The organism is Sphingobacterium sp. JUb20 (assembly GCF_004342035.1).
Classification (GTDB): Bacteria; Bacteroidota; Bacteroidia; order Sphingobacteriales; family Sphingobacteriaceae; genus Sphingobacterium; species Sphingobacterium anhuiense.
Genome location: NZ_SLYV01000001.1, coordinates 666,556 through 683,420 on the forward strand (window position 1 = coordinate 666,556; position 16,865 = coordinate 683,420).

The window sequence follows — 16,865 nt, forward strand, 5'->3', positions numbered from 1 at the left end:
CATTTTAATGAATAATATCATAAAATAAGACACAAATGAATAACGATAATCGAAAAACTAAAGCAATAATTTACACCTTATTAACCGTCATGGCATGTGGCCTAATGATCCCCTTATCAAAAGCCTGTGACATCTGTGGATGTGGTGTAGGCAGTTATTACATCGGTATCCTCCCCGATTTCAACAAGCGGTTTATAGGACTAAGATATCAGCATAAATCACTGCTTTCGCACTTAGGTCCTACCGGCAACCGGACTCCAATTACCGCCGATGAAACTTATCAAAGCATGGAAATGTGGGGAGCATGGAATATTGGTCAGCGTTGGCGAGTCATGGCAATTTTGCCCTATAACTTCAATACGCGCAACATAAAGGGCAGCGGAGAACAAGGGAAAAAAAATGGAATGGGTGATGTCGTAGCGATGGGCTATTACAAAATATTTGAAGAGGCGAAAGGCACCGCATCCAATAAAATGCTCGTCCACTCCCTCTGGATAGGTGCTGGTGTCAAAGCCCCTACTGGAAGGTATGATGCCGGTGAACGCAGTAATGCCGCACAGGACTCTCCAAACAATTTCCAACTAGGAACCGCCAGTACAGATTTTATGTTCAATCTCGCCTATGATGTAAGGCTCATGGATCTGGGCGTGAATGTCAATACAACCTATAAACTGAATACGGAAAACAAATACGATTACAGGTATGCTAATAAATTTACAGCCAATGCACTCGCGTACTATAAATTTAATGTGAAGAATAAAGTACGCATAGCGCCAAACGCCGGCATCACCTATGAAACGCAGCCACAGGATGTCGTATTCGGCAAATATGATGTCGCACAATCTGGAGGAAATTCCACGACCGGTATAGTGGGTGTAGAAGTCAATATGGGGAAAATATCATTTGGTGGAAATTATCAATCTCCCTTAAATCAAAATCTTGCAGGAGGACGTGTTGAAGCTGGCAATCGATTTCTGACCCATTTGTCTTTTAGCTTTTAACACAAATTAGGAAAATATTACTAAAAAACTGTAGCAATCACTAAAAACAATAACTTATGAAATTTATCAGTACACTTTTCATGCTCTTATCCTGCTGCACATTGGGTATGATCGCCTGTCAGACCAACACCACCAACGACTCCAAGACTAAAAGTGGAGAATCTGAAACGGAAGAAAAAACACCTGTAACACCGATAACAGACTTTCTAAAACAAGGAAACAAAGGTATTGGGAGCATCACAAGTTTTGAGCACAAACCATTCGATCAAAAATTAGCCGATGAAGGCAATAAATTATTTATTGTTAAGTGCACGATGTGTCATGAAATCAAGGAAGATAAAATAGGTCCGGCTCTTTATGGCGTCACAAAAAAAAGAACGCCAGAATGGATGATGAACATGATCTTGAATCCCGATAAGATGTTAGCGGAGGACCCTGATGCGCAATTACTCAGTAAATCTTACGTCGGAACAATGACAGCGTTAGGACTGCAAACCCAAGAAGCAGTAGCAATTTTGGAATACCTCAGACAGGAAGATTCCAAATAGTAATTTACAGCTCCTCTATCAAGAAAAAATGAACTGCAAAAAATAGCATCAATAAAGGAAGCAGCAACCTTTATTACGATAGCGCAAAATATTCCTCAATACAACTTTAGCTTGTATTGAGGAATTGTAAGCGATCAAAATAGGATCTTACGATCTTGACATCTTACTATTCTTTTTTCTAAATCCATCCGGACTAATGCCAAATTTCTTTTTGAAAAATGTGATAAAATAAGATACATTTTCAAATCCCAGCTCAAAAGATATCTCCGAAATATTCTTGCCGGAATGAATCAGTAGGTTTTCTGCTTCCAGCAACACATATTGACGGATTAATTGACCCGCAGATTTACCGCGTCTTTCCTGACATAAGCGATTGAGATAATTGGTCGTTATAAATAACCGATCAGCATAAAAAGAAGGTAGACGCTCCTTCGCATATTGCTCGCTAATAAGGCGCTCAAAAGAAAGAACCTTCTCTTCCTTTTCGTTTTTAACACCGACAATAGCTTCAGGAAAGATAGTTCTACCCAGTGTTCCTAAAAATATATGGAGATATGAACGCAATATATCCTTCGCATCCGGATGCTTATACGCATATTCTCGTTGCATCGTTTCCAAAATCATAGACAAGCCCAGCCCTTCCGAAAATGGAACATGCTGTGGCTCCACCTTTTGCTTCTTTAAAAAGTTAAAATGATGCAGGACATGATCATTGTAACGTGCTGTGACAAAAGGTTTTTCAAATAGAACGATCCAACCTTCTTTTTGCTCTTTTTCAATTGGAAACTGCAGTTCTGTACCAGGACCGAAAGAGATAACCTGCTGACATTCCAGTTTACTCACATAACCGTCGATAGAGATCTGCATAGTTCCAGATATCAAATAGATGACCGTATAAAATGATCTTCGATTTGTCAAATGCAAATGCTGTAAACAGCTGTAGTCGTCTTTAAGATCGAAGACAACTAAACCAATATGATCGGGATCAATAGTGTTTAATGTGAATGTATTGATATTTTCTGTTTTAATAACCATAAATAATGTAATTGTAAAGTGAGATAACCGACTAAACAAAAAACAAAATGGGTGGCTTGAAAATAAGGCTATCCGTTCCCTCCAAAATGAGATAGCATCGAAAAAACACGTCGGAGCATCGCAAATCAGTAAAATCATCGTCAGACTTCACTAAAAAACAGGTCAGCGGAAGATAAACACTCAGATCGATCTGCTTCGCTTTAGGAGCAGGATCTTGTTGTTCCCTTTCCTTTTCCACCTGCTTATCGATATAACAGAATCCACTACAGGTCACTGCAGGAGTAAATCTGTTTATACACAATGCTGTTGTAATATATTCGCGATTGAGCTCAAAACCAACACAGATCCAGGTACAGCTAGTCGCTTGTATGAAAATGGCTAAGACAAGGAGTATCGATAATTTAACGCGCATTAAAAACGGTATTAATAATAGCATGCTGCAGTCATGAATATTGACTATCAAACACGAGAAATGCAAAATAAATAAGGGGGCCTAGCTATCGGTTTATTTCAAACAGAGATAGCGAGATTAATAGTCAGAAAAACTCGATGAGGGTATTAACAACTAGGTGGACGCAAAATACGATGAACACGATCAAAAGTATAGTGTGATTTTCGCATATCAAAATTTGCTTTTTCAACAGCATTACTTTGATACGAAGGGAAAGCGAGCGCAGCAACTGCTGCTACAACAAATACATGCGATTCCTTTATTTTATTTTCCGCATTTTTCTTTTCATCCTCGCGTGCTTTTTTCATTTTCTTCATCAAGACACAGGTACCCTGACAATGCAATTGAGGAGCATCTCTATTTTCACAAAGATATTGCGCTATATAATCACGATTGATATAAAAAGCACTTATAATCATTATACCCCAGCATGCCTGAATAAGCATGAGCGTAGATAAGAAATATAAAAGTACTCTTTTCATAAAGTTCAAAGATAATACATTAATAAGGAACTTTAAAAAGTTTTAGAGCTAAATAATAACTTTGCTCATCCCAATAATAGGCATGTACCTGCTTTAACCATATAGGTATAGCATACAAAATTCCCGAGGTTATTTCATGCCTCGGGAATTTATTTACATAAATAACATCTTAATTTTAATAAATTAAAGTACACATCCTATTCATCTATATATGATGCAGTGCCTCCAATAAAGACCATTCCCTCTGTGTGCGTTATTCCGCAAAATCTGGCATCGCTATTCGACGTTGTGTCGGGTTATTTAATTTTCACGTACCACACTTCGGTTTTTCTCATCTTCAGCAGCATTCACTTTCTTCGTATTTTTAATCGAACCTCCAAAACTATAAGTTAGATTCAATTTCACCATACGCGTTTCAATATGATTACGCCAGTTCTGCTGTATTGGCCCACTATTTTGTTGGAACTTATTCTTATATGAATTAAAAACATCCATCACATTAAGTTGCACAGAAGCACGTTTCTTTAGAAACTGTTGCCTTACTCCTACTGTTAAATAAGCAAAAGCTTCATTGCTGATGTTTCGTTCCACACTTTTACCTCGATAATTAAAAAGGACTAAAAAAGAGAAGTTTTTATGAAGCAAAAAACTATTATAAGAAGTGGCGGAGATGCTATAGCGGCCATCAGTCTGAAGCAAAATACCATCAAACTCTCCTTTAAACGACCGCTTCGACAAGATCGCATTAGAACTGGTGTACCACCACGGTAATACCTGCTTGCCATACATCGCCTGAAGCGTAAAGTAACCTGCATGATCCGCATTTCCTGGTAATGTTGTGACTACACCATCTTCCACTGGCACAGTTATATTGGTAAAATCATCTACACTGTAACTGTAAGTAACACCTGCGTAAAACGCATTTTTGTACCCGTACCACAAGTCAGCATTATAAGCCAGTACAGGTCGTAATGCAGGATTTCCTTGTTGCAGGTTATTACTGTTAATGATCCGGATCAGTGGATTTAAACTTTCATAACCAGGGCGTTCAATCCTTTTATTGATCCCGAGACTAAGATTATGATTTTTAGTAAGCTTATAGTCAAGATGAACCGACGGAAAAGGATTAAAGTAATTTTTATTAAAGCTGTTCTTTCCAGACTGCTCCTCTCCTTGTCCATACGTGTACTCACCCCTGATCCCCAATTGGTATGAAAATTTTTCACCGGTAGCACCATATGTCAAGTAGAGGGCCGAAATGTTTTCCTGATAATCAAATAGATCGTTCTGATAGTTTGCCCCTTCCCGGAAATCATTACTATTGTCGGAAAACACAAAACTCGTTTTCATTCCCATCTCGAACTGACGCCCTTTACCCAAAGGCTGTACATAATCCGTTTTAAAAGCATACACATGAAGGATACGATCTTGAGCAATCACGCTCGGCCGGTCAACGATAGGATTGAAAGAAACTGTTCTATTATTTTGATCATTATAGTTTGCATAGCGATAATAATCCAGATCCATTGTTAGATCCCTTCCCGCAGTATCGATCTGATGTTGCAGACGCAGTCCGGTCGAAAAGTTAGCTGCATAAACAGCAACGTCGTTGCTAAACACAGAAAGTGACTTACTTTTAGCAATAACATCCACTTCTTCAATATGCGCTACTCCATCCCGCCATGATGTTTGAAAACCAGGCTTAACAGAGGCAGATAAAGTAGTACGCTTAGATAAATAAAAATCCATTCCCAAGTTGGGTGTGTAGTTGGCAATAGCCCTCGTGCTCTTCATTTTCGATATCGACTCCCCAACAACTGTCCCCGCATCATCTAAAAAATTGGTTGCAATGTCCGTGTTGTAAAAATACTTATTGTAATTATAATCCAGATTCAGCAGCAGATTATAACCTTTTCCTTTATAATTGAGATTGACACCACCATTCGCTTTTCCATAAGTCCCTTTCCCAGCTCCTGCATAAACATTACCATCTAGACCGCCTTTGTAACTACGTTTTCGGATGATGTTGATGATGGCACCATTTCCGGCCGCATCATATTTAGCAGAAGGTTGACTAATCAATTCAACTTTTTCAATTGCTGCCGAAGAAATACCCTTCAGCAGACCAGACAATGCATCTGCCGAAAGTGCGCTCACTTTACCATCAATATAAATCTGAACCGATTTGCCGTTTAGACTAATTAGGTCTGATGCATCAACAGTAACCCCCGGCAACTGATTCATAACCTCCATTAATGGAGCTCCGGAACCAAGACCATTCAGATTGACGATCACTTTATCTGCCCTCCTTTCGATAAAAGGAAGCTTTGCATCAACCGTCACAACACCTAACTGTGTCGGTTCAATTTGGAGTGCAATACTCCCTAGGTTTATACTCGATACCGCAGTAACTTCAAAAGTTACAGTATAAGCTGACCTATAACCCATGCTCTTCACTTCAATCAAATATTTACCAGATGCGATTGCAAAACCAAAATTTCCCAAACTATCTGCCAATACCGTCTTTACCGTGTTTGAATCAAGACTATTTTTTAAACTAACCTGAGCATAAGGAACGAATGTATTCTTTTCATTGACAACAGCTCCAAAAACATTATCCTTTTTTTGCTGTGCATGAGCGAACATTAAACTACATATTAATAAGCATAAAGAGCTGTAAAATCGAGTGGATTTAAAAATCAGAGTGCTTGTCATGTTTGGTATAAATTGGTATACCCAAACATACAACTAACAAACTAGTTATACAACTAATTTATTAGTCGTCACGACTAATAATACAATAAATGAAAATAACCTACTGATTATCAGGGTTAAAATTTATATTCATATGATAAAGAGATCGAACACGAAGACCATTTTGGACTGCTGGTTGCCAGTTCGGACTTAAAGAAATAATACGCAGGGCCTCCCTGTCCACTATAGGACTTAATCCATTTTCAACTTTTTCATGGGTCACTTCACCATTAGCTTCGACAATGAAACTCACTGCTACTTTTCCCCTTTCATTTGAGACCTTTTTTGAATTCTGAATCAAAAAATTACTAAAAGCGTCAACCCCTCCAGGAAAAATAGCAGGCTGCACCCTACTGTCCGAATCCATCGCACTAAAATTTGAAATCTTCCACGAACAGAGTACCACAACAAGCGCGGCCATAGGTACAAGCCCAATGTATTTCCATAAGCGTTTAACGCTGGACTTCTTGCACTGAAGCATCCTGATCCGGGCTTCCAGTAAGGAAGGATTATAAAAAGTATTCGTCAGCACCGGTCCAACTTTAAAAGATTTCAGAAAAAGAGTCATTGCATATTGCTTAGTGCTGCCGGCATATTTGACAGCATGTTCATCCGCGAGATATTCATGAACAAACTTAAGACTCTTACGATAACAATATATGAGCGGGTTGAACCAAAAAAATACGGCAATCAATTCGACAAAAATGATATCCAGTGTATGTAACTGTTTAACATGAACCTCTTCATGCGCATTTATTGCGTCAAAATCCGATAGATCTGGATCAATAACTTTAGTTCTCCAGAATGAAAATGCTCTACCGATCTCCTGCGAATGCAATTGATTTTTTATAACAGCAAGTTTTATGACCAGCCATATAGCACTGCCACTAACGCCGGTCCAATATAAGACAGAAAACAGGTGAATTTGTGTCTCCGCGACAGAAACCAGCTTTTCTTTAGCAATAAAAAATAAAGAAATATCCATTAACTCCATTTGTGGTAAGCTAAAAAGCGTCGAAAGGTTCAGCAATGGGAGCATGATCGCCAAACAAAGTGTTGCTAACAAATAAATTCGATTCCATAAAAAGAAAGTCTCACGTTTGAGCACCAATTGATAAAACATATAAAAAATGGTCATCGCGATACTCGACCAAATGAAGTAGAGCTGGTTTTCCACAGGACTTAGTCTTTAATTTTATCAATCATATTAAGTAACTGTTCAGCATCCTTTAAGTCAATTTTCTTTTCATTAACAAAAAAGGAGAACATATCCTGAATAGAATTGGAGAAGTAATTGTCCAAAAATTTATCGGCCTCGAAACGCATATACTCCTCTTTTGAAATCAACGGATAATAACGGTGAGTTTTACCAAAAGCTTCGTAAGCCACTGCACCTTTTGTCTCCAAAATACGGATCATCGTAGACACGGTGCTATAAGCAGGTTTTGGTTCAGGCAATTCCTGTATGATTTCTTTAACAAATGCTTTCTCTAATTTCCACAGCACCTGCATCAATTGGTGTTCTACTTTGGTAAATTCTACTATTTCCATTGCTGATTCTTTTATACTCAAATATCAGCTAAATAATTAGTTATCACAACTAAAAGACAACTAATTATCCAGCAGACCGAAATCTCATGACACTATGAGATTTCAATCCGCTTATTTTAATACTGTTTCTGTTTTGTCCAGAAAATTATGAACAGCATCTTTAATATCAATGCCCGATCTTTCTGCCAATACGATTAACCACCATATATTTTCCCCTAGTTTATGTTCCAGCTCAGCTTCCGATCCCACTTTTGGCCAGCGTAGTTGTTGCGACATAATGTCCCGTCCGATCAACCCAGCATCAGTTAAATAAGCTAAAGCATCTTCTTCCACAGTCCATTCGCTGCCATGATGGGTCATCTCCAACTCGTGGTATTTTTTCCTGATAGTTATTGAGCGACGAATTATTTCGTCAAAATTATCTTTTTCCATGCTTATATATGTTTATACTACTGCGTAAAATCGGACATTACATACCGTATTTGGCCATTCTTAAATTTGAAATCAAATATTTCAACGATTCTACATTCGTGGAAACCTTCTGTATCTTGCTCTTCAAGATACGCATTATTATATTGTCCAAACCTTAGACCTATTTCTTTTGTGAAATGTCTCTTTCTAAAATAGGATCATTCGAGTGCTTATGCGAAATAAATAGTTTTCCTGTAATTTTATCAATTTAAAGATATTCAGGTACTCGTTCCAAAGCGACATCGTCAATATGGTTTAAAAACTGAAAATAATCTTCCATTATCTCTTTTCCAATTCTTTGTTTTTCTTGATTAATCATTCTCAATAAACATAATCTCAAATATAGTTCAGCGACATATCGGGTGACATTTTCTGATAAATACAATATAACAAAGAACTAAGAAGCCTTTTAAAGGTAATTATATTAAAAACAAAATAAAAAATATCTTATCGATAAATATTTATTAAATTAGATTCTAAATATCAACATATAAGTAGGTAAAACATCCTACTTGAAATAAGGTGAAAAGAAACGAAAAATTAGGTAGATTATAAGTGGCGATCAGGGGCGTTTTTCAAAAAGAAACGCCCCTTTTTTAGATCATGCAAGAAAGATATGGGGAGATATCAGGATAGATTTGCAGATCAATTATATAAATTTTAAACTTTAATTATGATAAAAAACACATTCAAATTAGGGCTGATAGCGTTCATCGCCATTCTTTCATCCTGTCAAAAAACGATAGGCCCTATCGAAACCATCCCGGTTGATAGTTTAGCGATCAGCTACGATACCATCCAGGTTTTTAATGAACTGCCCTCGGGAGTCAAAGAATCTAAAAGACTTGGGCAATCATTTCCAGCATCAGATTTTACCGCTACCGGGTTTTACGTAGCACCAAGTGGCACTTTATCCATTTACGTAGACCAGCTGGAAGATGGTACCGGCCTTCCGACCTTATTGATAGGAACCTATTCAAGATATAAAGAAAAATGGAATCCGACAGTCGTTCCGCTGACACAAGGTCTAAATACCATTCAGGCAGATCAGTACGGGGGCTTATTATATATACGTTATAATGCGAATGACAACAGCACACGTAGCGGTAAAGCCCGCATAGAATTCAGAGTAGGTCATAAACCTGTCCCACATTACATACTGGGAAAAACAACCAATGCACAGTGGCAGGTCATGCTGAATACCTGGACTGAAGCACCCGATGTACTATTAGAAAGCGAAGAGACCATGTTAGTAGCTTCCCGCGCAAAGGCCTTAGACCACAGACTGGAAAATCAAGAACAGCTCATGCAGACATACGATGAAATTGTCAAAGCAGAATATGCGATCAGTGGTATAGACGGTTCAGCTGCACAGCATGATGAGAATATCCATAAAATATTAATGACCGAGACCGATAATGCAGACTATTTCATGGTTGCCACCTGGTATCGGACTGCTTACTACACCTCCACAATGAATACACTGCTCACAGTAACCGGTGCTAGAAATGACGGCTGGGGTCCGTGGCATGAACTGGGACATATGCATCAGCAGTCCGCCTGGACATGGGAAGAATTAGGTGAAACCACCGTTAACATTTATTCCCTGGCTGCGGAACGAAAAATGGGCGCTCAAAACTCGAGGCTGACCCGTGATAATGTATGGACAGAGGTCATGGACTACCTCATCATTCCTTATGCTGAAAAAGATTTTAATGCATCAAGTACCAGTGTATTTGCGCGCTTAGCCATGTTCCAGCAACTCTGGTTAGCATTTGGAGATACTTTTTATCAAACTTTGCACAAAGAAACCAGAATAGAGCAACCTAATGTGACGACAAGAGCACAGAAGATGCGCTATTTTATGTTAAAAGCATGTACAATTTCAGGTAAAAATCTAAGCGGTTTTTTCCGCAAATGGGGACTTAAAGTCGATGAATCAGTATATACAGAAATACAGAATCTCAATTTACCAACCCCTACTGAGGATCTTACGACTAAGACCGACGATCCTAATTGGGAAAATAAGTGGCTCGTGATCGATTACACCAATCAGGAAACCGGTGCAGAAAATGGAAGGGCAGCGAACATAATTGATGGCAATGCCAATACATTCTGGCATTCACGCTGGTCCAGCAATCCCGAAACATATCCCTATTTTATTACAGTAGATATGAAGAGCAGCAAAACGGTCTCCGGATTTACGCTGACCCAAAGAAATGGTTCTCGTAAAGTAAGAGAAATTGAAATTCAGGTGAGTCAGAACAACACAAACTGGACCAATTTAGGAACATTTACCCTGCAGGAAAATAGTGTACCACAAAACATTGACTTACCATCAACCCAATCCTTCCGTTATTTTAAACTTGTTTTCAAATCCGCATTTGACTTCACCCAAAATGCCGCCATGGCAGAAGTATCGGTTTATTAAACGCTGAAATTATATTTTAATGTGACGGGCAACCATACATTAAAGTCAAAAGTAATAACATAAAAGGGATTGATGGGTAGAATTACCATCAGTCCCTTTTTGATAATCTTACATAACTCTAGCAGTAATATCGCCATCGATACCGCTTTGATAATTACGTTTGTGTAAAATATTGATAATCGCAACATTTCCTTCCAAATCATATTTTGCAGAACCATTGACAAATGAATTCTACTATTTCTATTCTGCCGAATTTTGCCGATTATGCTAACAATAAAATAAGCTTTTCAGTTCGTACTCCCAAAACCTAGCGTCTTTACGAGCAATAAAATCTTATGCTACCCGCGGTAAAAGCTAAAAGTGGCAAACTATTGCTACATCCTATAAATAGGTAGCTTGAGCCTCTATTAATACTTTCAACGTATTTCGCTTCAATCGTCAGAGAAATGTAAAGCCGACATATAAATGACAAATCATTTTATTTAGACAGCTTCTAAATAAAATGATTTACCTATCTTTGCTGGCACATCACCTATAATCTGCACCAACATGCACAATATTAACTTATTCTGATATACGAGTACAATGAGAAAACCTATACTTTTCTTTGCGCTTTTATCTTTGCAAACCACGTTTATTGATGATTCAATGGCCCAACAGTCAGCATCAATAGAAACAAAGCTATCGCCGCAACAACAAAATCTGACAGGAACTGTGAGACGAAACAGCAATAAAGATCCTTTAGTCGGAGCCACCGTTCAAATTTTAGAACTGGGTTTATACAGTAAAACCGATGCATCGGGCAAATTCTCTTTCTCTAAAATCCCAAAAGGTACTTATACCGTAGTCGTACAATATCTCGGTATGCTGGAAGAACAACAAAAAATTAGCTTTCCAACCGGTGAGCTTCAGTTTCTGTTGACAGAAAACAGCATTACCCTAAAAGATGTCGTTGTTGTTGGAAAAGAACAACGTAGAGATGGTGCCACTTCAACAGTGATTTCCCGTAAGGCTATCGAGCATATGCAGGCAACACATTTGGGCGAGATCCTACAGCTGTTACCGGGAGCGATAGTCTCCAATCCGAGCTTCACAAACCCCAATAAAACGAGTATTCGCCAATATTCAGGGGATGCCGCATCTCCCGGCGACAATATGAGTTCAATGGGTACATCGGTCATTGTCAATGGTGCTCCGCAGTCTAACAACGCCAACCTCCAGTCCATGAACACGGTCACCTCCGGTGTGCTTGCAGGTTTTTCTACATCCAGTGGTATGGGTACAGACATGCGTCAACTTTCAGCAGACAACATTGAATCGGTAGAAGTCATACGCGGTATTCCGTCCGTTGAATACGGCGATCTTACCTCCGGAGCTATACTTGTGAGTACCAAAGCCGGTGTAGAACCCTTACAGGTAAAAGCCAGGCTCAATCCCAAACTCACGCAGTTTTGGGCTGGCCAAGGTTTTAGCCTCGGAAAAAATAAAGGCAATTTATTTGTCGATCTTGATTTTACAAAGGCTTACGACAACCAGATAACTGCTTATTCTGCATACGAACGCATGACCGGGTCCATGCAGTATACCAATACCTTTGGAAAAGAACGTCCGCTATATTCCAATACGACATTCTCCTTCGGTATGAATCTGGATGACAACAAAGTAGATCCCGATTATCAAGCAGAGCAGATCATCAATAAGGCACAAAATTACGCTTACCAGTTTTCAACCAATGGTAAATGGAAATTAAACAAGCAGTTTGCCCGTAATCTTAATTATACCCTATCGGGTAACTACAGTTTACAAAAAGGATATCAGCAACGTTTAAACACCCTCAGTGTGTCAGCTAATAGTATGGCCACCGAAAATGTAACGCAGCAAGTCCCTTATCTACCGGCGACATTCCTCAATCAGTTATGGATCGAGGGCAAGCCTCTCAACATCTTTGCCAAGCTCTCTGATGATTTTTACCTGAAAACAGGTGAAGGTACACACCGTTTCCTTCTCGGAGCAGACTATCGCCTAGATGCCAACTTTGGCTCTGGTCGAACAGTTGACCCAAACAATCCTTACAGAACAGCCGATCCTTTAGGATTTAGACCACGTTCTTACAAAGATATCCCTTCCTTAAATCAATTCGGAGTATATCTTGAAGATCGCTATTCCATGCAGATTTTTGATCGTGACCTACATGTACAGGCAGGAGTACGTTGGGACCAGATACAGCCTTTCGGAAGTTTCTCGCAATCCGTACTTGCCCCAAGAATAAATGCTTCCTATGAATTCATCAAAGACTTTACCATCCGCGGTGGATATGGTATGACTGCAAAATCGCCTACTCTCCTCTATCTTTATCCAGATCGCGCTTATTATGACGCATTCAGCTTAAATCATTATAAGGAAAATCCTGTAGAGGCAATGGCCATCATCAGCACACGGGTTTTTGATACCGCAAATCCAGATTTGAAGATTGCAAAAGCCACAAAAAAAGAATTGGGACTGGATTATACGCGCGGTAAAAAACGATTTTCGGTGACGGGCTACCATGAAGAGACCAAAAACGGCTATGAGATGAACACCAACCTCAATAGTGTTAAATTTTTCTCCATTCCAACGTATTCTGTCCTGGAGTCGCCCGTAGGTCAGCCTCCTGTACTTAGCACCGAAGTTGGCGAAAGCGTCATTGTTTCAACATTCAACGCCCCGAGTAATGATCGAAATATCCTCAATAAAGGAATAGAGTTTGATTTTGATTTTGGTCGATTCGACAATATCCGTACATCATTTGTTTTAAATGGAGCATACCTATCCACGAAATTAACGACCGCTAATCCGTATATCCTATTACAAAATGCGCCTAATATGCCCCTAAAGAGAATTGGGGTATTTGAAGCAAGAGGTATGCAGCAAGAGCGATTTGTAACCACTTTAAGGGCGATACATAACATCCCAGAATTTAGGTTTATCATTACCGCCACCGCACAGACCATCTGGAAAGATAAACATCAATATCTCAATTATTCCAGCATACCGGTTGGTTACATCCCTGTAGGTGCTGCCGGCAGCTCACCTCAGATCACTTATTTTACAGAAACCGAACGCCAATCCATCACAGAAGCAGATCGCGATATTTACCTGAGTTTAAATGATGGTTATTTCAAGGCCGAAAGCTGGAAACCGCTATGGCTCTTCAATCTCAAGATGACAAAAGAATTTGCCAATAACATGGGTTTTTCATTCTACGCCAACAATGTTTTCAACCATCGTCCATTACAAGCGAGCACGCGATATCCACAAGAATATTCGAAACGTAATATCAGCATGTTCTACGGAACAGAAATAACGATTAAATTCTAAACTGACATGAAAAACACTCATATACTGATCCTAAGCGGGCTCCTATTCTTGCTGACTTCCTGTCGTAAAGACTATTATAGCTACGATACACTGGACTATAATTTTACCGTACATTATCCCGAAAATTACAGCACAAAACTGGCAAGCGAAGTCAAAGTCACCCTTAAAAATACGATCACTGGCGCCAGTGAAGAATACAGATCCGATAGTGAAGGCCGTATCAGTATTACGGATATCACACCCGGTATCTATACCGTTACTGCTTCCAAAACCATCAACCCTGCAGAAGCAGAACAACTGGTAGGTATTGCCGAAGAAATCTTCTGCAATGGCAACATCCCCACCCTTCGGATCACCGAAGCGGCAAACAGTACGATCCAACTAACTGGGAGTATAGCAGGCGGATTTGTGATCAAGGAATTCTACTATACCGGATCAAAAACTCCTGCAGGCACCAACTATCTCTATGATGGCTTCATCGAAATATACAACAATAGCACAGCGTTGCAATATGCCGATAGTCTCGTGGTTGGAAATACGAAAACATCATCCAATTCAGTCTATGGATTTTATCCAGACAAAAACTATGTTTACCTCGCGCAGGCTTGGATGGTTCCCGGCTCAGGTAAAGAATATCCGGTAGAACCTGGAGCATCTATTGTAATTGCTGTTACAGCACTTAATCACAAAACAGATCCAAACGGTAACCCCAATTCCCCGACCGACCTAGGAAAAGGTATTGCTGACTTTGAGACCTATTTCAATCCTACAGGTACTAATATACGGGATACCGACAACCCCGATGTCCCTAACATGATCCATCAATATTACAATACCACTGCTGGATTTGACTGGAATATTGGGATCAATGGTGCAGGATTAGTTTTATTCAGAGATGCTTCAGTAGCTGATTTCCCCTCGATGACAGAACCTAATGTAAGCGGTACAACACGTTTTCTACAGGTACCAGTGCGTGCGGTACTCGATGCCGTAGATTGCGTCGGCAATTCTACCATCACGATGGACAAGAAACGATTGCCCGAAACGGTAGATGCCGGACTGACTTACGTCGGAGTGGCTAATTCCGGAAGATCGGTGATCCGGAAAGTTAAAAGTACAATCGGACAACGGGCTGTGTTAATGGATACCAACAATTCATCCGAAGATTTTGAAGTAAACAACAATCCAACACCAAGAAAAATTAAATAGTAATCATGAAAAAGAACCTATTTGCCAGCATATATCTGATACTCGGTCTTGGTCATGTTGCTACGGCACAAACAGTACCAACATACGACTATTTTAAAATCAAAGAACCCCTACTCAAAAGTTCCAATGCGGCACTATTACGCTATATGACCCTTCCATTAGAGGGAGAAAATGAAATTGGAGCGTACTATAAAGGCGGAGACTTCCGATCGCCTTACAGCTCAAAGTCAACCCAGGGAGTCAATTTTTCGTCAGCTCGTTATCAGCGTCTCAACGATTGGACCTTCTATGGTCATTTCAATTTTCAATCCAGCAAAGATAAAGAAGTGGGACTCACGGCACATACTGATCCCTACCGTGACAACCCTTACCAACTGATCGATTCACTATCTGCCGATTGGAAGAAACAAAAATATAGCTTACAGCTTCATGTCGCCACACCGACTTTTGCACATGATCGCATGAATGCGGGTATCCGTATTCAGTACGATATGCAGACCGGAGCTCGGCAGAAAGATCCACGGCCACTTGACAATACCAGCAACCTCAGCCTGTCGCCCAGCATCACGTATAAACTTGATGATCAAAATATCGTTGGGCTGACAGGACATTACCTTTTCTATAAAGAAGATCTGAGTATAGAAACAGTTGGAAAAAACCGTCAGTTTAATTTATATCGCTTATTAGGAGCCGGCGAGTACCAGAATAGTGCGCCCTATATCTTAACGGTAGGTTATAATCGCACCTATGAAGGCCGCACATTGGGCGGAGCAGTGGATTACGTTCATCGCAGTGCCGGAAAACAATGGACGGTAAACTTTGATTACCGCAATGGATACGAAGACGTCACAGATGGGAGCATCTACTTGCAGCAAGCAGGAAAACACGCTTTTAAACAATATCAGGCATTTTCTTCCTTCGATTGGAAAATAAATAGAACTTCCCATCAGATTGGGCTAACATGGACATTAAAAGACATGGACAATACGGAATATCATCAAATACAAAATCCAGATACAAAGCAGTATGAAACCGTATACTCCGGTATTATGAGCACCATGTTAAGAAACAATACCCGTCTCTCCTATTTATTGAGTAAAGAAAGAAAAGATGGTCAGGTTGATTGGTGGTTAAAAGGGACTGCCGCTTATCATAGTCTTGATAATAGATATGCAAACCCAAAGAACAAACAGCTGATCGATAAAATCAATCTGGATCTGAGCTTTGATAAACGCTATCCATTGTCAAACAAAAGAGCCCTATCCTTGCAGCTTAAATCTGCCTATGACTTTCTTGTTCACGATGAAATTTTGTACACCGACAAATCCTACTCCAGTAATTTCGTTGCCCATGAAGTATTTCTTCCCATGCACGATTACAACAAGGTCAATACCTGGACAAATGAAGCACATATCAAATACCATTTGAAACCCTTTGGAAAAAGAGAAAATCAGCTTTACATAAAAGCTTCCGGACTGATCAGCAGCGCAATGAATAACAGCGGCATCATTCAAAAAGGAGACAACCGATACATGACACAATTATCAATTGGCATCAATACATTTTAATTTACAC

Annotated in this window: 13 protein-coding genes; 6 read left to right on the top strand and 7 right to left on the bottom strand. The window is 39.6% G+C overall.

Annotated elements, in window-relative coordinates; genetic code table 11:
- The first annotated feature begins 35 nt into the window (after positions 1-35).
- Both EDF66_RS02940 and EDF66_RS02945 read left to right on the top strand, forming a co-directional pair.
- Complete coding sequence (locus EDF66_RS02940; protein ID WP_310437762.1) at positions 36-1,001, top strand: transporter; 966 nt, start codon at positions 36-38, stop codon at positions 999-1,001.
- A gap of 56 nt (positions 1,002-1,057) precedes the next feature.
- Positions 1,058-1,549: a c-type cytochrome gene (locus tag EDF66_RS02945; RefSeq protein WP_243655978.1), complete on the top strand. Its 492-nt coding sequence runs from the start codon at positions 1,058-1,060 to the stop codon at positions 1,547-1,549.
- Positions 1,550-1,696: 147 nt separating this feature from the next.
- Here the strand turns inward: EDF66_RS02945 and EDF66_RS02950 are convergent, their stop codons facing one another.
- The 7 genes from EDF66_RS02950 to EDF66_RS02975 all read right to left on the bottom strand — a co-directional run bounded on the left by EDF66_RS02950 (position 1,697) and on the right by EDF66_RS02975 (position 8,254).
- Complete coding sequence (locus EDF66_RS02950; RefSeq protein WP_165902340.1) at positions 1,697-2,584, bottom strand: AraC family transcriptional regulator; 888 nt, start codon at positions 2,582-2,584, stop codon at positions 1,697-1,699.
- Positions 2,585-2,615: 31 nt separating this feature from the next.
- Positions 2,616-2,996 (bottom strand): hypothetical protein, encoded by a 381-nt coding sequence (locus tag EDF66_RS25985; RefSeq protein ID WP_165902341.1) that lies wholly within the window; start codon positions 2,994-2,996, stop codon positions 2,616-2,618.
- A gap of 146 nt (positions 2,997-3,142) precedes the next feature.
- Positions 3,143-3,517: a hypothetical protein gene (locus EDF66_RS02955; RefSeq protein WP_132840436.1), complete on the bottom strand. Its 375-nt coding sequence runs from the start codon at positions 3,515-3,517 to the stop codon at positions 3,143-3,145.
- Positions 3,518-3,817: 300 nt separating this feature from the next.
- Entirely contained in the window at positions 3,818-6,163 is a 2,346-nt protein-coding gene (locus tag EDF66_RS02960; protein ID WP_165902342.1) for an outer membrane beta-barrel family protein, read from the bottom strand.
- Positions 6,164-6,332: 169 nt separating this feature from the next.
- Positions 6,333-7,448, bottom strand: a complete 1,116-nt coding sequence (locus EDF66_RS02965) for an energy transducer TonB (protein ID WP_132840439.1) — start codon at positions 7,446-7,448, stop codon at positions 6,333-6,335.
- Positions 7,449-7,453: 5 nt separating this feature from the next.
- Positions 7,454-7,822 carry a BlaI/MecI/CopY family transcriptional regulator gene (locus EDF66_RS02970; RefSeq protein ID WP_132840441.1) on the bottom strand — a complete coding sequence of 123 codons (369 nt, stop codon included), beginning with the start codon at positions 7,820-7,822 and terminating at the stop codon, positions 7,454-7,456.
- Between the two features lie 111 nt (positions 7,823-7,933).
- Positions 7,934-8,254: a MazG-like protein gene (locus EDF66_RS02975; protein ID WP_132840443.1), complete on the bottom strand. Its 321-nt coding sequence runs from the start codon at positions 8,252-8,254 to the stop codon at positions 7,934-7,936.
- Positions 8,255-8,966: 712 nt separating this feature from the next.
- Between EDF66_RS02975 and EDF66_RS02980 the strand changes: the two genes are divergently transcribed.
- The 4 genes from EDF66_RS02980 (at position 8,967) to EDF66_RS02995 (ending at position 16,858) form a co-directional block, all read left to right on the top strand.
- Positions 8,967-10,724, top strand: coding sequence for a M60 family metallopeptidase (locus EDF66_RS02980; protein WP_132840445.1), 1,758 nt, complete (start codon positions 8,967-8,969; stop codon positions 10,722-10,724).
- A gap of 585 nt (positions 10,725-11,309) precedes the next feature.
- Positions 11,310-14,081: a TonB-dependent receptor gene (locus EDF66_RS02985; RefSeq protein WP_132840446.1), complete on the top strand. Its 2,772-nt coding sequence runs from the start codon at positions 11,310-11,312 to the stop codon at positions 14,079-14,081.
- 6 nt (positions 14,082-14,087) lie between these two features.
- A complete protein-coding gene (locus EDF66_RS02990; RefSeq protein WP_132840448.1) occupies positions 14,088-15,290 on the top strand; it encodes a DUF4876 domain-containing protein in 1,203 nt (400 codons plus the stop codon).
- Between the two features lie 5 nt (positions 15,291-15,295).
- A complete protein-coding gene (locus EDF66_RS02995; protein ID WP_132840450.1) occupies positions 15,296-16,858 on the top strand; it encodes a DUF6850 family outer membrane beta-barrel protein in 1,563 nt (520 codons plus the stop codon).
- Positions 16,859-16,865 lie beyond the last annotated feature (7 nt).